The following is a 25,393-nucleotide window of genomic DNA, read 5'->3' on the forward strand; positions in this document are numbered from 1 at the left end:
TTGAGAAGTTTTTTCCGGCGGTTCAGATGCTTCCTGAACCTCCTGAGCCGCTGGCCGTAAGCCGTTGTGCCGTCTCAGTGGTTGCGCATTATAGGGATCCGAATTTATTGCACAAGCCTTTTTTAGATCTTTCTTTTTGGTTGCTGAGTTTTCACTCTTTTCGCTGAGATCTCAGGCGATCCGCACAAAATTACCGCGTCTTTTCAGCCAATCATTGATCAAAGATCACTTCCGGAACTAGGCTACTGGGATCGTATCGGTAAAGGAGAGAGTGATGAGCGACAATATACGTGCATATAAAGGAGTACGCCCTCAGTTAGGCGGACGCGTGATGATTGATCCCACCAGCGTTGTGATTGGTGACGTCGTGCTGGCTGATGATGTCGGTATCTGGCCTCTGGTAGTCATCCGGGGAGATGTTAACAAGGTCACCATTGGAAAACGCAGCAACATCCAGGATGGGAGCGTTCTGCATTTAACTCATAAATCAGCCGCTAACCCTGAAGGTCATCCACTGGTTGTTGGAGAAGATGTCACCATCGGGCATAAAGCGATGCTACACGGTTGCACGATTGGTGATCGTGTTCTGGTTGGGATGGGATCGATTCTGCTAGATGGTGTAATAGTAGAAGACGATGTGATGATAGGAGCAGGTAGCCTGGTCTCCCCGGGTAAACGCCTCGAAAGTGGTTACCTCTATTTAGGAAGCCCAGCAAAAAAAATACGCCCACTGACAGAAGAAGAGATTGGCGGATTGCTTTATTCAGCTAATAACTATGTTGGCTGGAAAAATGACTATTTATCAGAAGAGAGCCATACCCAGCCCTGAGTATCTTCTTTCTGTTGTTTGATCGCCAGCTCGGCATCCTCTTCCAGCTCCCAGCGATTCAGGCAGAAACAGGCCAGAGGATCACTTGTTGTAGGAAAACGGCGAAGCAACACTTCGCCGTCAATCGCACAAACCAGTTGAAAACCATTGACCAGCGCACTGAAGCAAACGGCCTGTATCGTTTCATCCCACCATTCACGCTCAGGAAACTGAATCGCCTGATTCACGCACTCATCTCTTGTTTCAACACATCAATAATTGGCGTGATTTCTGGCATCACCCCATGCCACAGCATAAAGGAGTGCGCCGCCTGCCCCACCAGCATTCCCAGGCCATCAGCAATCTGAGTCGATCCTTGCTGGCGACACCATTGCAGGAAAGGTGTATCACCCACCTGATAGAACATGTCATAGCAACGGCTACGCTCATTCAGCAGTCCAACAGGCAGATCAGGAATCCCCCCTTCGACACCGCTTGACGTTGCATTGATGACCAGATCGAACTGCGCATCGCGCAATTCATTCTGCGCAAGCGAACGGATACCACCGTGGTGCTGGAAAAGTGCCACCAACTCTTCAGCCCGCGCGTGAGTGCGATTCGTCACTGTTACACTGCAATTAAACGCGAGGAGCGGCAGGATCACGCCCCGTGCGGCCCCACCGGCACCGATCAACAGGATTCGATCGTCGGGATGAATCAACTGCAAACGCAGAAGATCGCTTAACAGGCCGATCCCATCGGTGTTGTCCCCCAATAGACGACCATCATCCAACTTCTTTAGCGTATTGACCGCGCCTGCCAGCGCTGCGCGTTCCGTCAGTTCACTGGAGAGGGCAAAAGCCTGCTGTTTGAACGGCAGAGTAATATTTGCCCCCCTGCCATCCTGAGCAAAAAACTCGCGAGCGGACTGCTCAAATCCATCAAGCGGTGCACATAGCCGGCCGTAAGGATGCGGAATACCGGTTTGTTCAGCAAATAGCTGGTGAATACGCGGCGATTTGCTGTGGCTAATCGGGTTACCGAAGACGACGAAAGACGGCATAAGTGTTCTCTTTATCCCTGGCGAATGAGTTCGCCGGTTAATACATCGCGGATTTCTGATGGATTCTGACGACCACCGGTTTCGCCGAGGAATACCGGGAACGTCTCGCCAAACTGTGCCAGTACTTCAGCGACATCGCGACAAGGCGGTAAACTCGTCAGATTGGCACTGGTAGAAACCAGGGGTTTACCAAAGGTTTTGCACAATGCCACAACACCGGGATGATCGCTGACGCGAACGGCCAGCGAGGAAAATTGCCCCGTCAACCAGCCCGGGGTCGATGCACGCGCGGGTAACACCCAAGTGACCGGTCCTGGCCAGAGGGAAAACATCCGCTCTTTTTGCTCCGCAGAGAGCTGCTCATCGGCAATATAAGGAATCAGTTGCTGATAGTCAGCCGCAATAAGAATGAGCCCCTTCTCTATCGGACGATGTTTTAACTTCAGCAGTTTCATCACTGCTGCTTCGCTATCAGGATCACAACCCAAACCGAATACGGCCTCGGTCGGATAAGCAATCACTGCAGACTGACGCAGCACGTTAACGCAGTGCGTTAGTGACTCATCCACGGATTTCATCTTCACTACCATTATCTAATGTTACAGGTTTGCCACAGGCTTTACTGGCGCAAAAACGCCTGACACCTCTGGCCGTTTTCTTTTCAATAAGCAGCGGAAACTGGCAGAACTCGCAGATCCCTTCCAACGGTGTGAAATTAACCGCGAACTGACAATCCGGATAACGGTCACAAGCATGGAAGGTTTTACCGAAGCGCGAGCGACGTTGAACCAGCTTTCCCCCCTGGCACTGCGGACAGGCAAGTGTGGTTTCATCTGGCTTATCGATGGTTTCGGTATGTTCGCATTCGGGATAATCGCTACAGGCGATAAACATGCCATAGCGCCCCTGGCGCAGTACGAGGTCAGCACCGCATTTTGGGCATAGCTGACCTTCAAGCACTTTAATGATGTGCCCGTCAGCCTGGCCTTTTAGCGGACGAATAAAGTCGCATTCAGGATAGAGTGAGCAACCAAGGAAAGCGCCATGTTTCCCGGAGCGAATAACCAGTTCTGCCCCACACTGGGGGCAGGGTTCATTTTTTCGCACAGCGAAAAGCGCTGTTTTATTCATAACATTGTGTACACGAAGGCAATCTTCAGTGCAGCATTCCTTCATTGACGTCGAAAAGTAGCTCTTCCATTTGCTGATAGGCGTTTTCACATCCTGGGATATTAAACAACACCATCAGCACCACCCATTTGAGATCGTCCAGATCAAACTCGAGAGTATCAAGTGCCATAATACGTTCGATAACCATTTCGCGCGTGTCCAGATTCAGCACCTGAATTTGCTCCAGGAACAAAATAAAGCCACGACAGTTGGCATCTAAACGCTGACTCTCTTCCTCGGTGTAGATACGCATAGACAGCGGATCGGTAGTCAGCTGAATCGGGGCGACCAGACCTTCCTGATAATCCGCCAGCTTCTCCAACCAGTTCAACGCATTATAAATATCTTCACGATGAAAACCTGCATCGGTTAAATCATCAGTCAATTTATCCTGATCAACACGCATTTCTGCTTCGTTGTGGATATACGTTTCAAATAAGTACATTAGTACGTCGAACATGGCTTGCCCTCCTCAATCGGACATAGCCGCCGGGTACAGCTGCGATCCACCCTGCTAACTCCAACTCAAGCAACTTCGCTACGATGGTTGGCACAGGTTGGCCGGCACGTTCAGCGACGACGTCAACAGGTGTAACCTCATCTCCTACGTTAGCCAACACATCGGGAAATGGCAATGGAGGATTACTACTCTGCGCTGAATTGTTTTCCCGTTGGGGCAAATCTGATAGCCAGGAGAGGTCGCTCTGTATTTGTTCGATAATATTATTGGGATGAGCCACAAGTAATGCCCCCTGCTGAATCAGCCAGTGTGTTCCCTCGCTGCCGGGGCTGGCCAGGGACCCCGGTAGCGCATACACGTCTCGGTTCTGCTCCAATGCCAGTTTAGCTGTAACCAGTGAGCCACTGCGTAACGTCGCCTCCACGACCAGAACACCGAGGCTCAGGCCGCTAATGATCCGGTTGCGCCGGGGGAAATGCGCGCGTAATGGCTGCACCGACAGAGGAAACTCAGAGACCAGCGCACCGCCACCGGCAATGATCTGCTCTGCCAGTGCCTGATGGCGCCGTGGGTAAAGAACATCAAGTCCACTACCCAGCACGGCTATCGTCTTACCTTGCACCTCCAGCGCAGCACGATGAGCGACACCATCAATGCCTAACGCCAACCCACTGGTAATCGTCAAGCCACTGAGAGCCAGCGCCTGGCTGAACCAGTTGCCCCATTCACTACCATAATGGGAGCAATGCCGACTGCCAACCACCGCCAGCTGAGGAGAGGAAAGTATGGCCGGATCACCCGCAACAAATAGCATCAACGGAAAACGTGTGATCGCCTTCAACTGCTCTGGGTAATAAGGGCTAAGAGGTGTAATAAAATGGTGCTGTGGTGCCTCCAGCCATTCAATACTCTGAGCAATAATCTGTTTATCATAATCAAGGAACGCCTGCTGCTGTAAAACCGACAGACCTAGCGATGCCAGATCGCAGGCGTCAGGCAACGCGATCGTCTGTAATTCAGTCATTAAAGTCAGGCGCTGTGAACTTGATAGCCCGGACAGAGTTGAAAGCCGCAAGGCGCACTCCACTGGTAACATGAATCTCTCCCTGATATTGCCCCTTCCCCCTGAAGGTTACCGCCACGAATGCTGTCAATCGCAGCGCGAAATGTCTACAATAAGAGAGATAAATATCTAATCCCTTGAACACAGATCTGGAAAGTTATGTCAGTTTTGCAGGTATTACATTTTCCTGACGATCGCCTGCGCATCGTTGCGGAACCGGTAAAAGAAGTGAATGCTAATATTCAGCGTATCGTCGATGATATGTTTGAAACAATGTACGCAGAGGAAGGTATTGGCCTGGCAGCAACACAGGTGGATATTCATCAGCGTATTATCGTGATTGATGTTTCTGAGAATCGGGACGAGCGGCTGGTACTCATCAATCCGGAATTGCTGGAAGAAAGTGGCGAAACCGGTATTGAAGAAGGTTGTTTGTCTATTCCTGAACAACGCGCACTCGTGCCTCGCTCTGAAAGAGTCAAAATTCGGGCACTGGACCGTGACGGCAACAGCTTTGAATTGGAAGCGGATGGCCTGCTGGCAATCTGTATTCAACACGAGATGGATCATTTGGTTGGTAAGCTGTTTATAGATTACCTGTCGCCAATGAAACGTCAGCGTATCCGTCAGAAGCTGGAAAAACTGTATCGTCAAAGCGCCCGCGACTGAGTTCGCTGACTGAAGGGAATAATGTGTCCGAATCATTAAAAATCATTTTTGCCGGCACCCCTGACTTTGCAGCGCGTCATCTTGACGCGCTGTTGTCATCCGGGCATCAGGTTGTCGGTGTATTTACTCAGCCAGATCGACCCGCGGGCCGTGGCAACAAACTCACCGCCAGCCCCGTAAAACAGCTGGCCGAACAACACAACATTCCGGTTTTCCAGCCTAAATCACTACGTCCCGAAGAGAACCAACAACTGGTCGATGCGCTTAATGCTGATGTCATGGTGGTCGTTGCCTACGGGTTGATTCTACCGAAAGCCGTGCTGGATATGCCACGTCTTGGTTGCATTAACGTTCATGGTTCCCTGTTACCGCGCTGGCGTGGTGCCGCACCCATTCAGCGCTCGCTGTGGGCAGGTGATGCAGAGACAGGTGTGACCATCATGCAGATGGATGTTGGGCTTGATACCGGCGATATGCTCTTCAAGTTGGCCTGCCCGATCGAAGCCAGTGATACCAGTGCCACGCTGTACGACAAGCTGGCGAACCTCGGGCCTGCCGGAATGCTGAGCACTCTGACACAACTGGCAGAAGGCAGCGCACGACCTGAAGTGCAGGATGAATCTCTGGTCAGTTATGCCGAAAAACTAAGCAAGGAAGAGGCCCGTCTTGACTGGTCACTTTCTGCGTCACAGCTTGAACGCTGTATCCGTGCGTTTAATCCATGGCCAGTCAGCTACTTCGTCATTGATGAGCAACCGGTGAAAGTATGGAAGGCATCGGTGCTGGCCGCCGTTAGCGGACATCAGCCAGGCGAAGTCCTGCAAGCTGATAAGCATGGCATTCAGGTAGTGACTACCGATGGCGTGCTGAATATCGAAGAACTGCAGCCTGCCGGCAAAAAGCCGATGAAAGCCCAGGACCTGCTCAACTCCCGCCGTGAATGGTTTACTCCGGGCAATATTATTGCCTGATGCGTTGCCCGGCACTCATGCCGGGCAATCGTAAGAATTGCGAATCCACTATGAAAAAAAATACTAACTTACGCAGTGTTGCTGCTCAGACTATCGAGAAAGTCGTTGAGCAAGGGCAATCGCTCAGTAACGTGCTGCCCGCTGCACAGAAATCTGTCGGTGAGAAAGACGCAGCCCTGCTACAGGAGCTTTGCTACGGCGTACTGCGTACGCTTCCGCAACTGGAGTGGATTATCAGCAAACTGATGTCACGTCCGATGACAGGCAAGCAACGCACTATTCACTTCCTGATTATGGTCGGCCTGTATCAGTTGATGCATACACGAATCCCGGCTCATGCTGCACTAGCGGAAACGGTAGAGGGTGCCATTGCGCTGAAACGTCAGCAGCTAAAAGGCCTGATCAACGGAGTACTGCGGCAGTTCCAGCGTCAACAGGAAGAGTTGATGCTGCAGATGAATGATGGCGATCAGCAGTACCTGCATCCAAAGTGGTTACTGGAACGCCTGAAACGTGCCTGGCCAGATCAGTGGCAACAGATTGTCGAGGCTAATAACCAGCGGCCACCGATGTGGCTGCGTGTTAACCGAAACCATCACAGCCGCGATGCGTGGCTGGCACTCCTTGAGGAAAGCGGTAAAACGGCATTTTTTCATCCGCAACACAGTGATGCATTAAGACTGGAAACCCCGTGCGCAGTGGGCCAGCTTCCGGGGTTCGATCAGGGGTGGGTCACTGTTCAGGATGCCTCAGCCCAGGGCTGTGTGGCACTGCTTGATCCACAGAATGGCGAGAAGATCCTCGACCTCTGTGCTGCACCAGGCGGTAAGACGACACATATTCTGGAAGCGGCCCCTCAGGCTGACGTCATGGCCGTAGATGTTGATGCCCAGCGCCTGGCAAGAATTAGTGAGAATTTGCAACGCCTGAACATGACAGCGGAAGTTAAGCTGGGTGACGGCCGTACCCCAGAAGCCTGGTGTGGGAATACGCAATTCGATCGTATTCTGCTGGATGCGCCATGTTCAGCAACCGGTGTCATACGGCGCCATCCTGATATCAAGTGGCTGCGCCGCGATCGTGATATCCCAGAACTTGCCTTATTACAGCAGCAGATTCTGGATGCAGTCTGGCCACATCTGAAGTCAGGCGGGACGTTGTTATACGCGACCTGTTCAATATTACCGGAAGAAAATCATCAGCAAGTAAGCCAGTTCCTGCAGCGTCATACTGATGCGCGTTTAAGTGATACAGGTGACCTCTCACAACCGGGTATTCAGGTATTTCCGCAGACCGATGGCGGTGATGGCTTCTATTACGCAAAATTGATAAAACAATGACCAGCGTGGCGCGTTACACTGCGCCACAATCTGAACGATAACCAACAGACTGAAGCATAATGAAAATCATCATTCTTGGTGCAGGACAGGTCGGCGGAACACTCGCTGAGAACCTGGTCGGTGAAAACAACGATATTACCGTGGTCGATACCGATGCCCTGCGTTTGCGTCAGCTGCAGGACAAGTTCGACTTACGCGTGGTACAGGGGCATGGTTCACATCCCCGTGTATTACGCGAGGCCGGCGCTGAAGATGCTGATATGCTGGTTGCGGTAACCAATTCAGATGAAACCAATATGGTCGCCTGTCAGGTTGCCTACTCTCTTTTTAACACGCCAAACCGCATCGCCCGTATCCGCGCCCCGGACTATATCCGTGATGCTGATAAGCTATTCATTCCTGAAGCCGTTCCTATCGACCATCTGATCTCACCCGAGCAATTGGTGATCGACAATATCTACCGACTCATTGAGTACCCGGGTGCTCTGCAGGTAGTTAATTTTGCCGAAGGCAAGGTGAGTCTGGCCGTGGTGAAAGCCTATTATGGTGGGCCGCTGGTCGGTAATGCATTATCAGTGATGCGCGAGCATATGCCGCACATTGATACCCGCGTAGCAGCGATCTTCCGTCAGGATCGCCCGATCCGCCCCCAGGGTTCCACCATCATTGAAGCGGGAGATGAAGTGTTCTTCATCGCTGCCAGCCAGCATATCCGCGCGGTAATGAGTGAATATCAAAGGCTGGAAAAACCCTACAAGCGCATTATGATCGTCGGTGGTGGGAATATTGGTTTTGGTCTGGCACAGCGTCTTGAGAAACATTACAGCGTAAAACTGATCGAACGTGATCAGCAGCGAGCTGCTGAGCTGGCCCAGAACCTGCAAAACACCATCGTCTTTTATGGCGATGCATCGGATCAGGAACTGCTGGCTGAAGAACATGTTGATCAGATTGATCTGTTTATCGCCATCACTAACGATGATGAAGCTAATATTATGTCAGCCATGCTGGCAAAACGTATGGGTGCCAAGAAAGCGATGGTACTTATCCAGCGTCGCGCCTATGTTGACCTGGTCCAGGGCAGCGTGATCGACATCGCGATTTCACCTCAGCAGGCAACAATATCAGCGCTGCTAGGACATGTACGTAAAGCGGATATCGTGGGTGTTTCTTCTCTGCGCCGTGGTGTTGCCGAAGCCATTGAAGCTATCGCTCATGGCGAAGAATCTACATCGAAAGTTGTAGGACGTCAGATTGATGACATCAAGCTACCGCCCGGCACAATCATTGGCGCCGTTGTGCGCGGTAGTGATGTGATCATCGCTAATGACAATCTGCGTATTGAGCAGGGCGACCATGTCATTATGTTTCTCACCGACAAGAAGTTTGTTTCTGACGTCGAACGTTTATTCCAGCCCAGCCCGTTCTTCCTCTAATCGATCTAATCTCACTTCTCACCCGGTTCTGACCGGGTGTTTAGCTTTTTATCTGCAATCTCCGTGGAAAAAGCCCGATCGTTTGTTAGACTTAAAAAATTGGCAAATACGGGAGATAACAATGAGTTTATTCAAAGAGTTTCGCGATTTCGCGATGCGTGGCAACGTGGTGGACCTGGCTGTCGGTGTCATCATTGGTGCGGCGTTTGGCAAAATCGTGTCCTCACTGGTGGCAAACATCATTATGCCACCGCTGGGATTATTGATTGGGGGAGTTGATTTTAAACAGTTTGCCTGGGTATTGAAGCCTGCAGAAGGGGAAACCGCAGCAGTCGTAATGCAATACGGTATTTTCCTGCAAACCATTTTTGATTTTGTCATCGTTGCCTTTGCCATCTTCATGGCCATCAAAGTGATGAACAAAATGTACAAAAAGAAAGAAGTGGAAAAACCGGTGGCAAAACCTTCTGCAGAAGAAACTCTTCTGAGTGAGATCCGTGACCTGTTGAAAGAGCAGAATAACAAGCCGCTGTAAGCGAGCCTGGACTTCTGAAAACCGCCATAACTGGCGGTTTTTTTATGCCTGAAAAACCAGGAGGCCAGTGGTAAATACGCGATTTGCGCACTGACCACTGGCCTCCCAGTTACCTTTCTTCGCGTGTTTATCTTTACGTCGGAAGCTGCCTTTTCCTTTCTGATTGACTTCGATACGCGTTTTGAATAATGGGTCATGTAACAATGCTTCCAGAGCATTATCGCGGATAGTGCCCTTTTTATGCTGATAGACAGTCATAGTTTTTCCTGTTGATGGATGACGTTGGAGAATATAGACCTCTGGCAACGGAAATTCAATCGGTGCTTTTCGCCACCGTAGTAGTCGCGCCTTTTTCTAAGGCTTCAAGAATCGAACAATATACACTGCTGTGAGACGTGCCACAGCAGGCATCATTAAGGCGAGTAAGCGAGCGTTGCATATGATGTAATTCCGTAAGCATCGCTTCAACTTCATTCAGCCGCTTCTGTACGATGGTCTTTGATTCCTGGCAGGTATGATGCTCAGGGTCGACGCGAATTGACAGCAATTCACGAATCGCCTCAAGAGTGAAACCCAACTGTCGACCATAGCGAATAAACTTAAGGCGCTGCAGATCGCTGTCACTGTAAAGTCTGAACCCGCCTTCGGTACGCACCTTATGATCCATCATCTGCTGTTTTTCATAAAACCGGATAGTATCCGGCGTCACATCAGCCAGTTTCGCCAGCTGTCCAATACGGTACATTACTCTTCCTCCCGAAAGTGCTGCTGTATTCTGCGGCCATAGCCGCCCTGCAAAAAATCAGTACTGATTCCCGCCTGTTTCAACTTCACCTCAAGTAAGCTCAGACGTTTTGCCTGTTGATAGTAGCGCTCTTCATTTGGATCGACCGTTCGCATTAATTCATCCAGCTCTAGAGCTTCGCGTTTCATCTCCAGCTCTGGTGGCAAGAAGCCAGAATTCTTCAGAATACGATAGCCCGCACGCAGCTCAGAAGGCACATGGCTATCATCATCCAGCTGTAGGGGATGACCTGCTCCGGGGAGATTATCGAGCTCACCCTGACGAAGGGCCGCGAGGATATGCTTTTCTGCGAGTTGATCAAGTAAAGACATGATGGCCTCCGTTTACCAGATTGAGGTCAGCATAACGCATTTGAGAGAGAGATAAAGGGGGCAGGAATTTTGGATATAAAAAAACCCCGCAAGCGGGGCTTTTTCAATACTGCGGCAGATTACTCTGCTGCAGCTTCTGCTTGAGCTTCTGGACGATCAACCAGCTCGATGTAAGCCATCGGAGCGTTGTCACCAGCGCGGAAGCCACACTTCAGAATGCGAGTGTAACCACCTGCACGGCTCGCGAAACGCGGACCGAGCTCATTAAACAGTTTTGCCACGATCTCGTTATCACGAGTACGGGCGAATGCCAGACGACGATTAGCTACGCTGTCGGTCTTGGCAAGAGTAATCAGCGGCTCAACTACGCGACGCAGCTCTTTCGCTTTTGGCAGGGTCGTCTTGATAATCTCGTGACGAACCAAAGAGCCAGCCATGTTGCGGAACATAGCCTGACGATGGCTGCTGTTGCGGTTCAGTTGACGACCACTCTTACGATGGCGCATGACCTTATCCTTCTCAGTGAAACCTTAACCTGTGATCGGGTTATTCATCAGCGATGCTAGCGGGTGGCCAGTTTTCCAGGCGCATGCCCAGAGACAAACCACGAGAAGCCAGCACATCTTTAATCTCAGTAAGAGATTTTTTACCAAGGTTAGGCGTTTTAAGCAGCTCAACCTCGGTACGCTGTACCAGATCACCGATGTAGTGGATAGCTTCTGCCTTAAGGCAGTTAGCAGAGCGGACAGTCAATTCCAGATCGTCAACAGGGCGCAGCAAGATCGGATCGAATTCTGGTTTCTCTTCTTTCACTTCCGGCTGACGTACATCACGTAAGTCGACGAAAGCTTCCAGTTGTTCAGCCAGAATGGTCGCTGCACGGCGGATCGCCTCTTCAGGATCGATAGTACCGTTAGTTTCCATTTCGATGACCAGCTTGTCCAAATCGGTACGCTGTTCTACACGCGCTGCTTCAACATTGTAGGCAATTCGCTCTACAGGGCTGTAGCAGGCATCGACCAACAGACGACCAATTGGGCGCTCATCTTCTTCCGAATGAATTCGGGCAGAAGCCGGCACATAACCACGACCACGCTGAACTTTGATACGCATGCTGATAGCGGCGTTTTCATCGGTCAGGTGACAGATCACGTGCTGCGGCTTGACGATTTCGACATCCCCATCATGGGTGATATCGGCTGCAGTCACAGGGCCAATGCCAGATTTATTCAGAGTAAGAATAACTTCATCTTTGCCCTGAACTCTTACCGCCAAACCTTTTAGGTTGAGCAGGATTTCCAGGATATCTTCCTGTACGCCCTCTTTGGTGCTGTACTCGTGCAGTACACCATCAATTTCAACCTCGGTCACCGCGCAACCCGGCATTGATGAAAGCAGAATACGGCGCAGTGCGTTACCAAGAGTATGGCCAAAGCCACGCTCTAAAGGCTCAAGGGTCACCTTGGCGTGCGTCGAACTCACTTGCTCGATATCTACCAGGCGCGGTTTTAGAAACTCTGTCACAGAACCCTGCATTGTGTCCTCTCTTTGGTACTAAGCCTTACTTGGAGTAAAGCTCGACGATCAGGTGTTCGTTAATGTCCGCAGACAGATCAGTACGTTCAGGAATACGCTTGAACACACCTTCCATCTTAGTTGCATCAACTTCCAGCCAGGTTGGCTTTTCACGCTGTTCAGCCAGCTCCAGAGCGGCTTTCACGCGAGACTGCTTTTTGGCTTTCTCACGGATGCTAACAACGTCATTCGGAGTTACCTGATAAGAAGCGATGCTAACAACGCGACCGTTTACCATAATAGATTTGTGGCTAACCAACTGACGTGCTTCTGCACGAGTGGCACCAAAGCCCATACGGTAAACAACGTTATCCAGACGACCTTCCAGCAGAGCTAACAGATTTTCACCTGTGTTGCCTTTCAGACGAGCTGCTTCTTTATAATAGTTACGGAACTGACGCTCCAGCACGCCGTAGGTACGACGAACTTTCTGCTTTTCACGTAACTGCACGCCATAGTCAGACAGACGTGGCTTGCGCGCACCGTGCTGACCAGGAGCTTGTTCAATCTTACACTTGGTATCAATCGCGCGAACGCCAGACTTGAGGAACAGGTCTGTGCCTTCACGACGGCTCAGCTTGAGCTTAGGACCCAAATATCTTGCCATTTTCTTTCTCCAACATTCCTAAAAAACGGGGCGTTATACGCGACGTTTTTTCGGCGGACGACAACCGTTGTGAGGGATCGGAGTCACATCAGTAATATTAGTGATGCGGAAACCAGCAGCGTTCAGAGCACGAATTGTTGATTCGCGGCCTGGACCAGGACCCTTAACCATAACTTCCAGGTTCTTAATACCGTAATCTTTCACGGCCTCTGCGCAACGCTCTGCAGCAACCTGCGCAGCGAACGGCGTAGACTTACGAGAACCACGGAAACCGGAACCACCGGCTGTTGCCCAACCCAGCGCATTACCTTGACGATCGGTAATAGTTACGATGGTGTTGTTGAAAGATGCATGGACATGAGCCACGCCATCAGAGACTTGCTTTCTTACACGCTTACGTGCACGAACTGGTGCCTTTGCCATTATTCAATCACCCCGATTATTTCTTGATCGGTTTACGCGGACCCTTACGGGTACGTGCGTTAGTCTTGGTACGCTGACCGCGCACTGGAAGACCACGACGATGACGCAAACCACGATAGCAGCCAAGGTCCATAAGACGCTTGATGCTCAGGGTGACTTCACGACGCAGATCGCCTTCAACAACAAATTTAGCTACTGCATCACGCAGAATGTCGATTTGTTCTTCAGACAGCTCACTGATCTTAACATTTTCAGCAATACCCGTTGACGCACAGATAGCCTGTGAGCGGGTTTTACCGATACCGAAGATTGCAGTTAATGCGATAACGGTATGTTTATGATCAGGAATGTTAATGCCTGCTATACGGGCCACTATGCACTCCTATTTAATTACTTATGCGTCCCATGCCGAAAAGCCCGTTTTCAGGATACTCAAATGGAAACGCATAGACATACAAAAGATTGGCTGGCTAATCTAGCCAGCTCAACCCGACTTTGCAAGAAAAATATGCGATTAAATCAGCCTTGGCGCTGTTTATGCTTAGGCTCGGCACTACAAATCACACGAACGACGCCGTCGCGACGAATGATTTTGCAGTTACGACATAATTTCTTGACGGAAGCACGAACTTTCATTTTTACTCTCCGTAACTTCTCAAGCGCCTGAATTAACGGCCGTAGCCCTTCAGGTTTGCTTTCTTCAATGCAGACTCATACTGACTTGACATCATCAGAGTTTGCACTTGAGCCATAAAGTCCATGATGACAACGACTACGATCAGCAGTGATGTACCGCCGAAGTAGAATGGAACTTTCATCGCATCACGCATGAACTCCGGGATCAGGCAGATAAAGGTAATGTACAACGCACCGATTAATGTCAGGCGTGTCATTACTTTATCGATATACTTCGCCGTCTGTTCTCCCGGACGAATACCTGGTACAAATGCACCAGACTTCTTCAGGTTATCTGCTGTTTCACGCGGGTTGAAAACCAACGCTGTGTAGAAGAAACAGAAGAAGATGATTGCAGTCGCATAGAGTAGCACATAAAGCGGTTGACCTGGCTGTAATGACATCGAAATAGTCGTCAGCCAGTTCCAGCCAGTTCCGCCCCCGAACCATGACGCGATGGTTGCTGGGAACAAGATAATGCTGGAAGCAAAGATAGCAGGTATTACACCGGCCATATTAACTTTCAACGGTAAATGTGTGCTCTGCGCAGCATAGACACGACGGCCTTGCTGACGTTTCGCATAGTTCACCACAATGCGGCGTTGACCACGCTCAACGAAAACAACGAAGAAGGTCACTGCAAATACGAGAACTGCAACCAACAGCAACAGGAGGAAGTGCAGGTCGCCTTGCCGCGCTTGCTCGATGGTATGGCCAATGGCCGGCGGCAGACCCGCAACAATACCAGCGAAGATAATGATCGAGATACCATTACCGATACCTCGCTCAGTTATCTGCTCGCCCAGCCACATCAGGAACATTGTCCCCGTGACCAGACTGACAACAGCGGTAAAGTAGAAAGCAAAACCTGGATTTAGTACCAGACCTTGCATTCCTGGCATATTCGGCAGGCCGGTAGCAATACCGACCGCCTGGAATATACCTAATACCAGAGTACCGTAACGGGTGTACTGGCTAATCTTACGACGGCCAGCCTCCCCTTCTTTCTTGATTTCTGCTAACGCTGGATGAACCACCGTCAGCAGCTGGATAATAATAGAGGCCGAAATATACGGCATAATACCCAGGGCAAAGATAGAAGCACGGCTCAGAGCACCACCAGAGAACATGTTGAACATTTCAATGATGGTGCCACGCTGTTGCTCAAGCAGTTTGGCAAGTACAGTGGCATCGATACCAGGGATCGGAATAAAAGAACCAATGCGGAAGACAATTAGCGCACCAATTACAAACAGAAGTCTGCGTTTTAGTTCGCCAAAACCACCTTTGGCACTTTGAAAATCTAATCCCGGTTGCTTAGCCATCTGCTACTTATTCCTCAATTTTACCGCCAGCAGCTTCGATTGCAACACGAGCGCCTTTAGTTACACGCAGACCGCGAATCGTTACCGGTGCAGAAACTTCGCCAGACAAGATCACTTTCGCGAACTCCATCTGAATACCGATAATGTTTGCTGCTTTCAGCGTGTTCAGGTCGACGATACCGCCTTCAACTTTCGCCAGGTCAGACAGACGAACTTCTGCAGTGACCATTGCTTTGCGAGAGGTGAAACCGAATTTCGGCAGACGACGGTACAGAGGCATCTGGCCGCCTTCAAAACCACGACGTACGCCACCGCCAGAACGTGAGTTCTGACCTTTGTGACCGCGACCGCCGGTTTTGCCGAGACCAGAACCAATACCACGACCCAGACGTCTAGGAGCGTGCTTGGAGCCGTCGGCCGGAGACAGAGTATTTAAACGCATCTGTTACTCCTCCACTTTAACCATGTAGGAAATCGCGTTAACCATACCGCGTACAGCTGGCGTGTCTTCACGCTCTACGGTGTGGTTAATACGACGCAGACCCAGGCCAAGCAGTGTTGCCTTATGTTTAGGCAAACGACCGATCGAACTACGGGTTTGAGTAATTTTAATAGTCTTAGCCATGGTCATTACCCCAGAATGTCTTCAACGGATTTGCCACGCTTGGCAGCGACCATTTCTGGGGAATTCATGTTGGCCAGGCCATCCAGAGTTGCACGAACCACGTTGATCGGGTTGGTGGAACCGTAGGCTTTAGCCAAAACGTTATGAACCCCAGCAACTTCCAGAACGGCGCGCATTGCACCACCGGCAATAATACCGGTACCTTCTGAAGCTGGTTGCATGAACACACGAGAACCTGTGTGCACACCTTTAACAGGGTGCTGCAGGGTGCCGTTGTTCAGCGCGACATTGATCATATTGCGACGAGCTTTTTCCATCGCTTTCTGGATCGCTGCTGGAACTTCACGCGCTTTTCCGTAACCAAAACCAATGCGACCATTACCATCACCAACAACAGTCAGAGCTGTGAAGGAGAAAATACGGCCACCTTTAACGGTTTTAGATACGCGATTTACCGCGATCAGCTTTTCCTGCAGTTCGCCAGCTTGTTTTTCGATGTGTGCCATCTTACACCTCTACCTTAGAACTGTAGGCCAGCTTCACGGGCAGCATCTGCCAGTGCCTGGACACGACCATGATATTGGAAACCAGAACGGTCGAAAGAAACACCAGTGATGCCTTTTTCGATTGCGCGTTCAGCAACTGCTTTACCAACAGCAGCAGCAGCGTCTTTGTTTCCAGTGTACTTCAGTTGCTCACTGATAGCTTTTTCTACTGTAGAAGCAGCGACCAGGACTTCAGAACCGTTGGGTGCGATTACCTGTGCGTAAATATGACGCGGGGTACGATGTACCACCAGGCGAGTAGCACCCAGCTCTTTGAGCTTGCGACGTGCGCGGGTCGCACGACGGATACGAGCAGATTTCTTATCCATAGTGTTACCTTACTTCTTCTTAGCCTCTTTGGTACGCACGACTTCGTCGGCGTAACGAACACCCTTGCCTTTATAAGGCTCAGGACGACGGTAGGCGCGCAGATCCGCTGCAACCTGACCAATCAGCTGTTTATCAGCGCCTTTCAGCACGATCTCAGTCTGAGTTGGACATTCAGCAGTGATTCCCGCTGGCAGCTCATGGTCAACAGGGTGAGAGAAGCCCAGGGCTAAGCTCACAGAGTTGCCTTTTACGGCTGCACGATAACCTACACCAACCAGCTGCAGCTTCTTAGTGAAGCCTTCGGTAACACCGATAACCATAGCGTTCAACAGCGCACGAGAGGTACCCGCCTGCGCCCAACCATCCACAAAACCTTCGCGCGGAGCGAAAGTCAGGGTGTTGTCAGCATGCTTAACTTCTACAGCTTTGTTGAGCGTACGAGTCAGCTCGCCGTTTTTACCTTTAATCGAAATAACCTGACCGTCGAGTTTTACCTCTACGCCGGCAGGAATCGCGACTGGTGCTTTAGCAACACGAGACATTTATTCCTCCGATTAAGCTACGTAGCAGATAATTTCGCCGCCAAGACCTGCCTGGCGTGCTGCACGATCGGTCATAACACCTTTAGAGGTAGAGATAACAGCGATACCCAGTCCAGCCATAACTTTTGGCAGTTCGTCTTTGCGTTTGTAGATACGCAGACCTGGACGGCTTACACGCTGAATGCTCTCAACCACTGCCTTGCCCTGGAAATACTTAAGAGTCAGTTCCAGTTCAGGCTTGGTGTCGCCTTCGATTTTAAATTCTTCAATATAGCCTTCTTCCTTCAGCACGTTGGCAATAGCCAATTTCAGCTTGGAGGAAGGCATGGTGACCGCAACTTTGTTCGCGGCTTGACCGTTACGGATACGGGTCAGCATATCCGCGATCGGATCTTGCATGCTCATCTGTCTTTACTCCCGTGATTCAATTGGTAATTACCAGCTAGCCTTTCTCAAGCCAGGTACTTCACCGCGCATGGCGGCTTCACGCAACTTGATACGGCTCAGACCGAATTTGCCCACATAACCATGTGGACGGCCAGTTTGACGGCAGCGGTTACGCTGACGAGACGGGCTGGAATCACGCGGCAGAGTTTGCAGCTTGAGAACAGCATTCCAACGATCTTCGTCGGATGAGTTCACATTTGAAATGATAGCCTTCAGTTCCTCGCGTTTAGCGCGGTACTTGTCAGCCAGTTTCACGCGAACGACTTCACGTGCTTTCATCGATTGCTTAGCCATCAGTAACCCTGCCTTACTTGCGGAACGGGAAGTTAAAAGCAGCCAAAAGTGCGCGGCCTTCATCATCAGATTTCGCAGTAGTGGTAATGGTGATATCCAAACCACGAACGCGGTCGACTTTGTCATAGTCGATCTCTGGGAAGATGATCTGCTCACGAACGCCCATGCTGTAGTTTCCACGGCCATCGAATGACTTAGCGGACAAGCCACGGAAGTCACGGATACGTGGAACAGCAATAGAAATCAGACGCTCAAAGAACTCCCACATGCGTTCGCCACGCAGAGTTACTTTACAGCCGATCGGATAGCCCTGACGGATTTTGAAGCCTGCAACTGATTTGCGTGCTTTGGTGATAAACGGCTTTTGACCGGAGATTGCTGCTAAGTCAGCTGCTGCATTATCCAGCAGTTTCTTATCAGCGATCGCTTCACCTACACCCATATTCAGGGTGATCTTCTCGACCCGAGGGACTTGCATGACAGAATTGTAGCTAAACTCAGTCATGAGTTGTTTAACTACTTCGTCTTTGTAGTAATCATGCAGTTTCGCCATCGTACTACTCCAAATTACTTGATAGTTTCGCTGTTCGACTTGAAGAAACGGACTTTTTTGCCGTCTTCGAATCTAAAGCCTACACGGTCAGCCTTGCCGGTTGCCGAGTTGAAGAGTGCAACGTTAGAAACCTGAATAGCAGCTTCTTTTTCAACGATGCCACCTGGTTGGTTCAGAGCCGGAACCGGCTTTGAGTGTTTCTTAACCAGGTTAATACCTTCAACAATCAGTTTGCCTGAAGACAGAACATTTTTTACTTTACCGCGCTTACCTTTATCTTTGCCGGTCAGCACGATAACTTCGTCATCGCGACGGATTTTAGCTGCCATTTTTCGCTCCTTAGAGTACTTCTGGTGCCAGAGAGATAATTTTCATGAACTTTTCAGTACGAAGTTCACGAGTTACCGGCCCAAAAATACGCGTTCCGATAGGCTGCTCACTGTTATTATTTAAAATAACGCATGCATTACCATCGAAGCGAATGACAGAACCGTCCGGGCGACGAACACCCTTCCTGGTGCGCACCACTACCGCTTTCAGCACATCACCCTTCTTAACCTTACCGCGAGGAATTGCTTCCTTGATGGTAATTTTGATGATGTCGCCTACGCCTGCGTAGCGACGGTGCGAGCCACCCAGAACCTTGATACACATTACGCGACGTGCACCGGAGTTGTCGGCGACGGTCAGCATAGTCTGTTCTTGGATCATTTTAGTGCTCCGCTAATGTCAACTACTACTTCGGGACCTGATTCAGGTCGTATAAAAGCCCCATATTGAGGGCGCAGCATTATAACACTGCTTCCTGCATATGGGTAGAAAAAATAAACGGCTCTTGCGAGCCGTTTATCTTATTTTTTAGAGACGGCAGATTCTATTACAGAATTGCTTTCTCTACAACGCGAACCAGCGTCCAGGACTTAGTCTTGGACAGTGGACGGCATTCGCGGACTTCAACCACGTCGCCGATACCACATTCATTGTTCTCGTCGTGTACGTGCAGTTTGGTCGTACGCTTGATGAATTTCCCGTAGATTGGGTGCTTCACAACACGTTCGATAGCAACAACAATAGATTTCTCCATTTTGTCACTAGTCACACGACCTTGCAGAGTACGGATTTTATCGGTCATTACGCACCCGCCTTCTCAGTCAGTAAAGTCTTAACACGTGCAACATCACGGCGCACATTCTTCAAGACGTGAGTCTGTTGAAGTTGGCCGGATGCTGCCTGCATGCGCAGATTAAACTGTTCACGCAGCAGGTTAAGAAGCTCAGTGTTGAGCTCTTCAACGCTTTTTTCACGCAGCTCTGTAGCTTTCATTACATCACCGTCTTAGTTACAAAGGTGGTTTTGATAGGCAGTTTTGCTGCTGCCAGCTTGAAGGCTTCACGGGCCAGCTCTTCTGGAACGCCGTCCATTTCATACAGGACTTTGCCAGGCTGGATCAAGGCAACCCAATACTCTACGTTACCTTTACCTTTACCCATACGCACTTCCAGCGGCTTCTCGGTAATTGGTTTGTCCGGGAATACTCGGATCCAAATTTTACCTTGACGCTTAACTGCACGGGTCATAGCACGACGTGCTGCTTCGATCTGACGTGCAGTCAGACGACCACGGCCAACAGCTTTCAGACCGAAAGTACCGAAGCTAACATCCGTACCCTGCGCCAGACCACGGTTGCGGCCTTTGTGCACTTTACGGAATTTTGTACGCTTTGGTTGTAACATCAGCGACTCTCCTTACTTACGGCCTTTACGCTGCTGCTTTTTAGGTTGAGCAGCCGGTTCCGGTTGTTCAACAGCAGCCATACCACCCAGGATCTCACCTTTGAAGATCCATACCTTAACGCCGATTACACCATAAGTGGTGTGGGCTTCAGAGGTGTTGTAGTCAATGTCTGCACGCAGAGTGTGCAGTGGCACGCGGCCTTCACGGTACCATTCAGTACGCGCGATTTCTGCACCGCCAAGACGGCCACTAACTTCAACTTTGATCCCTTTAGCGCCCAGACGCATTGCGTTCTGTACAGCACGCTTCATCGCACGGCGGAACATCACACGACGCTCCAGCTGTGAAGTGATGCTGTCAGCAACCAATTTAGCGTCCAGTTCCGGTTTACGGACTTCGGCGATATTAATCTGTGCAGGAACGCCAGCGATATCCGCTACGACCTTGCGCAGTTTTTCTACATCTTCGCCTTTCTTACCGATAACGATGCCTGGGCGAGCAGTGTGAATGGTCACACGGATGCTCTTAGCCGGACGCTCGATAACGATACGAGAAACGGATGCTTTAGCCAGTTCTTTAGTCAGGAACTGACGCACTTTAAAGTCGCTGTCCAGGTTGTCAGCGAATTCTTTGGTATTTGCGAACCAGGTAGAGTTCCAGGGTTTAACAATACCCAGGCGAATACCATTAGGATGTACTTTCTGACCCATTGCTAGTCTCCAGAGTCTCAGCGATCGGACACAACCACAGTAATGTGGCTGGTGCGCTTCAGGATGCGATCTGCACGACCTTTTGCACGAGGCATAATGCGCTTCATGCTTGGGCCTTCGTCTACGAAGATCTTCGTGACTTTCAGATCATCAATGTCAGCGCCATCGTTGTGTTCGGCGTTAGCAATGGCAGATTCCAGAACTTTCTTGACCAGTACAGCCGCTTTCTTATTGGTGTAGGTCAAAATGTCCAGAGCCTGCGACACTTTCTTACCGCGTACAAGATCCGCTACCAGGCGAACCTTCTGTGCAGAAGAACGAGCGTGGCGATGTTTAGCGATAGTTTCCATCTCTTCCTCCTGCCTTAGCGTTTCTTGGCTTTTTTATCAGCCGCGTGGCCGCGATAAGTACGGGTCGGTGCAAATTCACCCAGTTTGTGACCGACCATTTCGTCGGAAACAAAGACAGGAACGTGCTGACGACCATTATGGACAGCGATGGTCAAACCGATCATGTTAGGGAAGATCGTTGAACGACGGGACCAGGTGCGCAGTGGCTTCTTGTCTCCGCTTTCCAAAGCTTTCTCTACCTTCTTCAGCAAGTGCAGGTCAATAAAAGGACCTTTCTTGAGAGAACGTGGCATGGCTTATCCTCTAAAATTATTTGCTACGGCGACGTACGATGAACTTATCGGTACGCTTGTTGCTGCGGGTTTTCTTACCTTTGGTCTGAACGCCCCACGGAGTTACCGGGTGCTTACCAAAGTTTTTACCCTCACCACCACCGTGCGGGTGATCAACTGGGTTCATCGCAGTACCGCGAACGGTAGGGCGAATACCACGCCAACGAGCTGCACCGGCTTTACCCAGAACGCGAAGCATGTGCTCAGCGTTACCGACTTCGCCCAGGGTTGCGCGGCAGTCAATTTCGACTTTACGCATTTCACCAGAACGCAGACGCAGGGTAACGTAAGAACCATCACGCGCAACGATCTGCACGTAAGTACCAGCAGAGCGAGCAATCTGACCGCCTTTGCCTGGTTTCATTTCTACGTTATGCACGGTAGAACCCACTGGGATGTTACGCATCGGCAGAGTGTTACCTGCTTTAATCGCAGCATCAACGCCAGACTGAATCTGGTCGCCAGCTTTCAGGCCTTTAGGGGCCAAGATATAACGGCGTTCGCCGTCTTTGTACAGAACCAGTGCGATGTTCGCAGAGCGGTTCGGATCGTACTCAAGACGTTCAACGGTCGCTGGGATACCATCTTTGTTGCGTTTGAAGTCAACAATACGGTAAGCCTGCTTGTGACCACCACCGATATGACGGGTAGTGATGCGACCATTGTTGTTACGGCCACCGGATTTGCTGTTTTTTTCTACCAGCGGGGCGAATGGTTTGCCCTTGTGCAGCTCCGCGTTTACCACTTTAACTACATGGCGACGACCCGGAGATGTCGGTTTACATTTAACAATTGCCATTGTTCTTCTCCTCCGACTTACTCAGCGCCGCCTGCGAAGTCCAGATTCTGGCCTTCTTTCAGGGTGACGTAAGCTTTTTTCCAGTCGCTACGACGACCAATACGCTGTCCAGAACGCTTAGTTTTGCCTTTAACCAGCAAAGTGTTCACGACTTCAACTTCTACTTCGAAAAGTTTCTGTACAGCGGCTTTGATTTCTGCTTTGGTCGCGTCTTTCGCAACTTTGAGAACGATGGTGTTAGTTTTTTCCATCGCAGCAGATGCTTTTTCAGATACGTGCGGCGCGCGCAGTACTTTCAGCAGACGTTCTTCACGGATCATGCCAGCATCTCCTCAACTTGCTTAACTGCGGCAGCAGTCATAACGACTTTGTCGAAGGCGATCAGGCTAACTGGGTCGATACCCGCTGCATCACGTACGTCAACCTTGTACAGGTTACGCGCGGCCAGGAACAGGTTCTCTTCCAGTTCGCCAGTGATGATCAGCACGTCTTCCAGAGCCATGTCTTTCAGTTTCTCTACCAGCAGCTTAGTTTTAGGTGCTTCCAGAGAGAACTGCTCGACAACGATCAGACGATCTTGACGTACCAGTTCGGACAGGATGCTTTTCAGCGCGCCGCGGTACATCTTTTTGTTAACTTTTTGACTGTGGTCCTGTGGCTTCGCAGCGAAGGTAACACCACCTGAACGCCAGATTGGGCTCTTTACAGAACCTGCACGAGCGCGGCCGGTACCTTTCTGGCGCCATGGCTTTTTGCCTGAACCAGTTACTTCAGCACGAGTCTTCTGAGCACGAGTACCCTGACGAGCACCTGCTGCATAAGCAACAACAACCTGGTGTACCAGCGCTTCGTTGAAATCACGACCGAAGGTAGTTTCGGAAACAGTCAGCGCGCTTTGCGCGTCTTTCAATACTAATTCCATTGCTATCCCCTTACGCCTTCACAGCTGGTTTAACGATAAGGTCGCAACCGGTAGCACCGGGTACTGCACCTTTAACCAGCAGCAGGTTGCGCTCAGCGTCAACACGTACAACGTCCAGACTCTGAACAGTTACACGCTCGTTGCCCATCTGGCCTGCCATTTTCTTGCCTTTGAACACTTTGCCCGGAGTCTGGTTCTGACCGATAGAACCCGGTACGCGGTGTGACAAGGAGTTACCGTGCGTAGCATCCTGAGTACGGAAGTTCCAGCGCTTTACAGTACCGGCAAAACCTTTACCTTTAGATGTTCCAGTCACGTCAACTTTTTTCACGTCAGCGAAAATGTCAACATTAATGCTCTGACCTACAGTGAACTCTGCGCCATCAACGGTGCGGAATTCCCACAGACCACGGCCAGCTTCAACGCCAGCTTTAGCAAAATGACCTGCTTCAGGCTTAGTTACGCGGTTAGCTTTTTTAGCACCGGTAGTTACCTGGATAGCAGTGTAACCGTCGTTTTCCAGGCCTTTGACCTGAGTAACGCGGTTTGCTTCAATTTCGATCACGGTTACAGGGATAGAAACGCCATCTTCTGTGAAGATACGGGTCATACCCACTTTTTTACCGACTAAACCAATCATTGTTTCAACCTCTCAATCGCTCAATGACCTGATTAACCCAGGCTGATCTGCACGTCAACACCTGCAGCCAGATCCAGACGCATCAGAGCATCAACCGTTTTTTCGGTTGGCTCAACGATGTCAACCAGACGCTTGTGAGTGCGAATCTCATACTGATCGCGCGCATCTTTGTTGACGTGCGGAGAGATCAGAACGGTAAAGCGCTCTTTGCGGGTCGGCAGCGGGATAGGACCACGTACCTGCGCACCAGTGCGCTTGGCAGTCTCTACGATTTCCGCAGTTGATTGATCGATCAGACGATGATCAAACGCTTTAAGACGGATACGGATTCTTTGGTTCTGCATGAGACCAGAGCTCCAATTATTTATAAACGAAAAGAATTACTACTCGCATCCATTACGATTGATGGAGGAGTGTAATCGTTGAGCACATAACCCGCATATCGCGAGTATTGTTGACAGGTACTTTCGTACTTGTCTGCGATTCATATCGAATCGCGCCTTACCATATTGGCAGGCCCGCGTATTATACGTACATCCGGAGGTAAAGCAAACACTATGTTCGTTTATCACCAAGGACGGGCATAAAAAAAGAGCGCCGAAGCGCTCTCTTTTCGTGCTCTGGCAGAGCACGCTCTGCCAGACAAGTTTCGACAATTAAGCGATAACTTTAGCAACAACACCCGCACCAACAGTACGGCCGCCTTCGCGAATTGCGAAACGCAGACCGTCGTCCATTGCGATTGGGTGGATCAGGGTAACAACCATCTGAATGTTGTCGCCTGGCATAACCATCTCAACGCCTTCTGGCAGTTCGATGGTACCGGTCACGTCAGTTGTACGGAAGTAGAACTGTGGACGGTAGCCTTTGAAGAACGGAGTATGACGGCCGCCTTCATCTTTAGACAGAATATAAACTTCTGACTCGAACTTGGTGTGTGGCTTGATTGAACCTGGCTTAGCCAGAACCTGGCCACGCTGGATATCTTCACGCTTAACACCGCGCAGCAGGATACCACAGTTCTCACCCGCACGGCCTTCGTCCAGCAGCTTACGGAACATTTCAACGCCGGTACAAGTTGATTTCACAGTATCTTTGATACCAACGATCTCAACTTCTTCACCCACTTTAACGATACCGCGCTCTACACGACCGGTAACAACAGTACCACGGCCGGAGATGGAGAATACGTCTTCGATTGGCAGCAGGAATGGCTTATCAATCGCACGCTCTGGTTCTGGGATGTAGTTATCCAGGTGACCAGCCAGTTCGATGATCTTAGCTTCCCACTCAGCGTCGCCCTGCAGTGCTTTCAGTGCAGAACCACGAACAAC

At 50.4% G+C, this 25,393-nt stretch carries 44 protein-coding genes; 6 read left to right on the top strand and 38 right to left on the bottom strand.

Translation table 11 applies throughout. The annotated features are described in order from the left end of the window. The first annotated feature begins 274 nt into the window (after positions 1 to 274). Positions 275 to 829: a gamma carbonic anhydrase family protein gene (locus tag HHI26_RS21670; RefSeq protein WP_133847006.1), complete on the top strand. Its 555-nt coding sequence runs from the start codon at positions 275 to 277 to the stop codon at positions 827 to 829. On the opposite strand, the gene HHI26_RS21675 is transcribed toward HHI26_RS21670, so the two are convergent. From HHI26_RS21675 to dprA, 6 genes are read right to left on the bottom strand one after another with little or no spacing between them, the layout of a single operon-like run. Continuing rightward, on the bottom strand, positions 796 to 1,056 hold the full coding sequence (locus tag HHI26_RS21675) for a DUF1488 domain-containing protein (protein WP_133847007.1): 261 nt from the start codon (positions 1,054 to 1,056) through the stop codon (positions 796 to 798). The genes HHI26_RS21670 and HHI26_RS21675 overlap by 34 nt on opposite strands. Next, complete coding sequence (gene aroE, locus HHI26_RS21680) at positions 1,053 to 1,871, bottom strand: shikimate dehydrogenase (protein WP_133847008.1); 819 nt, start codon at positions 1,869 to 1,871, stop codon at positions 1,053 to 1,055. The genes HHI26_RS21675 and aroE overlap by 4 nt, the downstream gene beginning before the upstream one ends. Before the next feature lie 11 nt (positions 1,872 to 1,882). Then, positions 1,883 to 2,449, bottom strand: a complete 567-nt coding sequence (tsaC, locus tag HHI26_RS21685) for an L-threonylcarbamoyladenylate synthase type 1 TsaC (RefSeq protein ID WP_133847009.1) — start codon at positions 2,447 to 2,449, stop codon at positions 1,883 to 1,885. Beyond that, a complete protein-coding gene (locus tag HHI26_RS21690; RefSeq protein ID WP_133847010.1) occupies positions 2,433 to 3,002 on the bottom strand; it encodes a type I DNA topoisomerase in 570 nt (189 codons plus the stop codon). Before HHI26_RS21690 ends, tsaC begins: the two co-directional genes overlap by 17 nt. 25 nt (positions 3,003 to 3,027) lie before the next feature. After that, complete coding sequence (gene smg, locus HHI26_RS21695) at positions 3,028 to 3,501, bottom strand: DUF494 family protein Smg (protein ID WP_133847011.1); 474 nt, start codon at positions 3,499 to 3,501, stop codon at positions 3,028 to 3,030. Beyond that, a complete protein-coding gene (gene dprA, locus HHI26_RS21700; RefSeq protein WP_133847012.1) occupies positions 3,473 to 4,597 on the bottom strand; it encodes a DNA-protecting protein DprA in 1,125 nt (374 codons plus the stop codon). Before dprA ends, smg begins: the two co-directional genes overlap by 29 nt. A 126-nt stretch (positions 4,598 to 4,723) precedes the next feature. Between dprA and def the strand changes: the two genes are divergently transcribed. The 5 genes from def (at position 4,724) to mscL (ending at position 9,515) form a co-directional block, all read left to right on the top strand. Beyond that, the gene (gene def, locus HHI26_RS21705; RefSeq protein WP_133847013.1) at positions 4,724 to 5,233 is read left to right on the top strand and encodes a peptide deformylase; all 510 of its coding nucleotides are present in this window, start codon (positions 4,724 to 4,726) and stop codon (positions 5,231 to 5,233) included. Positions 5,234 to 5,256: 23 nt separating this feature from the next. Then, entirely contained in the window at positions 5,257 to 6,204 is a 948-nt protein-coding gene (gene fmt, locus HHI26_RS21710) for a methionyl-tRNA formyltransferase (RefSeq protein WP_171149698.1), read from the top strand. Positions 6,205 to 6,254: 50 nt separating this feature from the next. Further along, the gene (gene rsmB / locus HHI26_RS21715) at positions 6,255 to 7,544 is read left to right on the top strand and encodes a 16S rRNA (cytosine(967)-C(5))-methyltransferase RsmB (protein ID WP_159338635.1); all 1,290 of its coding nucleotides are present in this window, start codon (positions 6,255 to 6,257) and stop codon (positions 7,542 to 7,544) included. Between the two features lie 59 nt (positions 7,545 to 7,603). Beyond that, positions 7,604 to 8,980 (top strand): Trk system potassium transporter TrkA, encoded by a 1,377-nt coding sequence (gene trkA, locus HHI26_RS21720; RefSeq protein ID WP_133847016.1) that lies wholly within the window; start codon positions 7,604 to 7,606, stop codon positions 8,978 to 8,980. A gap of 121 nt (positions 8,981 to 9,101) precedes the next feature. Next, on the top strand, positions 9,102 to 9,515 hold the full coding sequence (mscL, locus tag HHI26_RS21725; protein WP_062749324.1) for a large-conductance mechanosensitive channel protein MscL: 414 nt from the start codon (positions 9,102 to 9,104) through the stop codon (positions 9,513 to 9,515). Between the two features lie 42 nt (positions 9,516 to 9,557). Here mscL and HHI26_RS21730 read toward each other — a convergent pair whose 3' ends face one another. The 32 genes from HHI26_RS21730 to HHI26_RS21885 form a co-directional block, all read right to left on the bottom strand. Then, a complete protein-coding gene (locus HHI26_RS21730) occupies positions 9,558 to 9,773 on the bottom strand; it encodes a ribosome alternative rescue factor ArfA (RefSeq protein WP_133847017.1) in 216 nt (71 codons plus the stop codon). Between the two features lie 55 nt (positions 9,774 to 9,828). Next, positions 9,829 to 10,260 carry a Zn(2+)-responsive transcriptional regulator gene (gene zntR / locus HHI26_RS21735; protein WP_133847018.1) on the bottom strand — a complete coding sequence of 144 codons (432 nt, stop codon included), beginning with the start codon at positions 10,258 to 10,260 and terminating at the stop codon, positions 9,829 to 9,831. Further along, positions 10,260 to 10,631 (bottom strand): DUF1992 domain-containing protein, encoded by a 372-nt coding sequence (locus tag HHI26_RS21740; protein WP_133847019.1) that lies wholly within the window; start codon positions 10,629 to 10,631, stop codon positions 10,260 to 10,262. The genes zntR and HHI26_RS21740 overlap by 1 nt, the downstream gene beginning before the upstream one ends. Positions 10,632 to 10,750: 119 nt before the next feature. Then, positions 10,751 to 11,137, bottom strand: a complete 387-nt coding sequence (rplQ, locus tag HHI26_RS21745) for a 50S ribosomal protein L17 (RefSeq protein ID WP_003850180.1) — start codon at positions 11,135 to 11,137, stop codon at positions 10,751 to 10,753. Between the two features lie 40 nt (positions 11,138 to 11,177). Then, on the bottom strand, positions 11,178 to 12,167 hold the full coding sequence (rpoA, locus tag HHI26_RS21750) for a DNA-directed RNA polymerase subunit alpha (protein WP_002919219.1): 990 nt from the start codon (positions 12,165 to 12,167) through the stop codon (positions 11,178 to 11,180). Positions 12,168 to 12,192: 25 nt separating this feature from the next. Next, positions 12,193 to 12,813: a 30S ribosomal protein S4 gene (gene rpsD, locus HHI26_RS21755; RefSeq protein WP_133847020.1), complete on the bottom strand. Its 621-nt coding sequence runs from the start codon at positions 12,811 to 12,813 to the stop codon at positions 12,193 to 12,195. Positions 12,814 to 12,846: 33 nt separating this feature from the next. After that, positions 12,847 to 13,236 (bottom strand): 30S ribosomal protein S11, encoded by a 390-nt coding sequence (rpsK, locus tag HHI26_RS21760; protein ID WP_004160563.1) that lies wholly within the window; start codon positions 13,234 to 13,236, stop codon positions 12,847 to 12,849. A gap of 16 nt (positions 13,237 to 13,252) precedes the next feature. After that, on the bottom strand, positions 13,253 to 13,609 hold the full coding sequence (gene rpsM, locus HHI26_RS21765) for a 30S ribosomal protein S13 (protein ID WP_048917626.1): 357 nt from the start codon (positions 13,607 to 13,609) through the stop codon (positions 13,253 to 13,255). 146 nt (positions 13,610 to 13,755) lie between these two features. Beyond that, the gene (gene rpmJ, locus HHI26_RS21770; RefSeq protein WP_004160566.1) at positions 13,756 to 13,872 is read right to left on the bottom strand and encodes a 50S ribosomal protein L36; all 117 of its coding nucleotides are present in this window, start codon (positions 13,870 to 13,872) and stop codon (positions 13,756 to 13,758) included. 32 nt (positions 13,873 to 13,904) lie between these two features. After that, complete coding sequence (gene secY / locus HHI26_RS21775; protein ID WP_004160567.1) at positions 13,905 to 15,236, bottom strand: preprotein translocase subunit SecY; 1,332 nt, start codon at positions 15,234 to 15,236, stop codon at positions 13,905 to 13,907. Between the two features lie 7 nt (positions 15,237 to 15,243). Continuing rightward, complete coding sequence (gene rplO, locus HHI26_RS21780; protein WP_133847021.1) at positions 15,244 to 15,678, bottom strand: 50S ribosomal protein L15; 435 nt, start codon at positions 15,676 to 15,678, stop codon at positions 15,244 to 15,246. Between the two features lie 3 nt (positions 15,679 to 15,681). Further along, positions 15,682 to 15,861 (bottom strand): 50S ribosomal protein L30, encoded by a 180-nt coding sequence (rpmD, locus tag HHI26_RS21785; protein ID WP_004160569.1) that lies wholly within the window; start codon positions 15,859 to 15,861, stop codon positions 15,682 to 15,684. A 5-nt stretch (positions 15,862 to 15,866) separates the two neighbouring features. Continuing rightward, a complete protein-coding gene (rpsE, locus tag HHI26_RS21790) occupies positions 15,867 to 16,367 on the bottom strand; it encodes a 30S ribosomal protein S5 (RefSeq protein WP_004160571.1) in 501 nt (166 codons plus the stop codon). A 14-nt stretch (positions 16,368 to 16,381) separates the two neighbouring features. Next, positions 16,382 to 16,735 carry a 50S ribosomal protein L18 gene (rplR, locus tag HHI26_RS21795; protein ID WP_004160572.1) on the bottom strand — a complete coding sequence of 118 codons (354 nt, stop codon included), beginning with the start codon at positions 16,733 to 16,735 and terminating at the stop codon, positions 16,382 to 16,384. 9 nt (positions 16,736 to 16,744) lie between these two features. After that, the gene (gene rplF / locus HHI26_RS21800) at positions 16,745 to 17,278 is read right to left on the bottom strand and encodes a 50S ribosomal protein L6 (protein ID WP_133847022.1); all 534 of its coding nucleotides are present in this window, start codon (positions 17,276 to 17,278) and stop codon (positions 16,745 to 16,747) included. A 12-nt stretch (positions 17,279 to 17,290) separates the two neighbouring features. Beyond that, positions 17,291 to 17,683 (bottom strand): 30S ribosomal protein S8, encoded by a 393-nt coding sequence (gene rpsH / locus HHI26_RS21805; RefSeq protein ID WP_133847023.1) that lies wholly within the window; start codon positions 17,681 to 17,683, stop codon positions 17,291 to 17,293. Between the two features lie 30 nt (positions 17,684 to 17,713). Next, the gene (rpsN, locus tag HHI26_RS21810; RefSeq protein ID WP_133847024.1) at positions 17,714 to 18,019 is read right to left on the bottom strand and encodes a 30S ribosomal protein S14; all 306 of its coding nucleotides are present in this window, start codon (positions 18,017 to 18,019) and stop codon (positions 17,714 to 17,716) included. A 13-nt stretch (positions 18,020 to 18,032) separates the two neighbouring features. Further along, positions 18,033 to 18,572: a 50S ribosomal protein L5 gene (gene rplE / locus HHI26_RS21815; RefSeq protein WP_013204126.1), complete on the bottom strand. Its 540-nt coding sequence runs from the start codon at positions 18,570 to 18,572 to the stop codon at positions 18,033 to 18,035. Between the two features lie 14 nt (positions 18,573 to 18,586). Beyond that, positions 18,587 to 18,901, bottom strand: a complete 315-nt coding sequence (rplX, locus tag HHI26_RS21820) for a 50S ribosomal protein L24 (protein WP_048917632.1) — start codon at positions 18,899 to 18,901, stop codon at positions 18,587 to 18,589. A gap of 10 nt (positions 18,902 to 18,911) precedes the next feature. Beyond that, positions 18,912 to 19,283 carry a 50S ribosomal protein L14 gene (gene rplN, locus HHI26_RS21825; RefSeq protein ID WP_015960712.1) on the bottom strand — a complete coding sequence of 124 codons (372 nt, stop codon included), beginning with the start codon at positions 19,281 to 19,283 and terminating at the stop codon, positions 18,912 to 18,914. 166 nt (positions 19,284 to 19,449) lie between these two features. Further along, the gene (gene rpsQ, locus HHI26_RS21830; RefSeq protein ID WP_133847025.1) at positions 19,450 to 19,704 is read right to left on the bottom strand and encodes a 30S ribosomal protein S17; all 255 of its coding nucleotides are present in this window, start codon (positions 19,702 to 19,704) and stop codon (positions 19,450 to 19,452) included. Further along, positions 19,704 to 19,895, bottom strand: a complete 192-nt coding sequence (gene rpmC / locus HHI26_RS21835) for a 50S ribosomal protein L29 (RefSeq protein ID WP_048917635.1) — start codon at positions 19,893 to 19,895, stop codon at positions 19,704 to 19,706. Before rpmC ends, rpsQ begins: the two co-directional genes overlap by 1 nt. Then, positions 19,895 to 20,305: a 50S ribosomal protein L16 gene (gene rplP / locus HHI26_RS21840; RefSeq protein WP_002438716.1), complete on the bottom strand. Its 411-nt coding sequence runs from the start codon at positions 20,303 to 20,305 to the stop codon at positions 19,895 to 19,897. The genes rpmC and rplP overlap by 1 nt, the downstream gene beginning before the upstream one ends. Positions 20,306 to 20,317: 12 nt before the next feature. Then, on the bottom strand, positions 20,318 to 21,016 hold the full coding sequence (gene rpsC / locus HHI26_RS21845) for a 30S ribosomal protein S3 (protein WP_002919766.1): 699 nt from the start codon (positions 21,014 to 21,016) through the stop codon (positions 20,318 to 20,320). Positions 21,017 to 21,033: 17 nt separating this feature from the next. Beyond that, the gene (gene rplV, locus HHI26_RS21850) at positions 21,034 to 21,366 is read right to left on the bottom strand and encodes a 50S ribosomal protein L22 (RefSeq protein ID WP_000447532.1); all 333 of its coding nucleotides are present in this window, start codon (positions 21,364 to 21,366) and stop codon (positions 21,034 to 21,036) included. 14 nt (positions 21,367 to 21,380) lie between these two features. Next, complete coding sequence (rpsS, locus tag HHI26_RS21855; RefSeq protein ID WP_004160590.1) at positions 21,381 to 21,659, bottom strand: 30S ribosomal protein S19; 279 nt, start codon at positions 21,657 to 21,659, stop codon at positions 21,381 to 21,383. Positions 21,660 to 21,675: 16 nt separating this feature from the next. Beyond that, positions 21,676 to 22,497 carry a 50S ribosomal protein L2 gene (gene rplB, locus HHI26_RS21860; RefSeq protein WP_133847026.1) on the bottom strand — a complete coding sequence of 274 codons (822 nt, stop codon included), beginning with the start codon at positions 22,495 to 22,497 and terminating at the stop codon, positions 21,676 to 21,678. 17 nt (positions 22,498 to 22,514) lie between these two features. Beyond that, positions 22,515 to 22,817: a 50S ribosomal protein L23 gene (rplW, locus tag HHI26_RS21865; RefSeq protein ID WP_062749336.1), complete on the bottom strand. Its 303-nt coding sequence runs from the start codon at positions 22,815 to 22,817 to the stop codon at positions 22,515 to 22,517. Beyond that, a complete protein-coding gene (rplD, locus tag HHI26_RS21870) occupies positions 22,814 to 23,419 on the bottom strand; it encodes a 50S ribosomal protein L4 (RefSeq protein WP_133847027.1) in 606 nt (201 codons plus the stop codon). The genes rplW and rplD overlap by 4 nt, the downstream gene beginning before the upstream one ends. A 10-nt stretch (positions 23,420 to 23,429) precedes the next feature. After that, positions 23,430 to 24,059, bottom strand: coding sequence for a 50S ribosomal protein L3 (gene rplC, locus HHI26_RS21875; RefSeq protein ID WP_133847028.1), 630 nt, complete (start codon positions 24,057 to 24,059; stop codon positions 23,430 to 23,432). Between the two features lie 32 nt (positions 24,060 to 24,091). Continuing rightward, positions 24,092 to 24,403: a 30S ribosomal protein S10 gene (gene rpsJ / locus HHI26_RS21880; protein ID WP_001181005.1), complete on the bottom strand. Its 312-nt coding sequence runs from the start codon at positions 24,401 to 24,403 to the stop codon at positions 24,092 to 24,094. 312 nt (positions 24,404 to 24,715) lie between these two features. After that, positions 24,716 to 25,393, bottom strand: a 678-nt coding sequence (locus HHI26_RS21885) for an EF-Tu/IF-2/RF-3 family GTPase (protein WP_241008331.1), incomplete at its 5' end; no start/stop codon positions are given.

Origin of the sequence: Erwinia sp. JH02 (assembly GCF_013074405.1) — a bacterium.
GTDB lineage: Bacteria > Pseudomonadota > Gammaproteobacteria > Enterobacterales > Enterobacteriaceae > Erwinia > Erwinia rhapontici.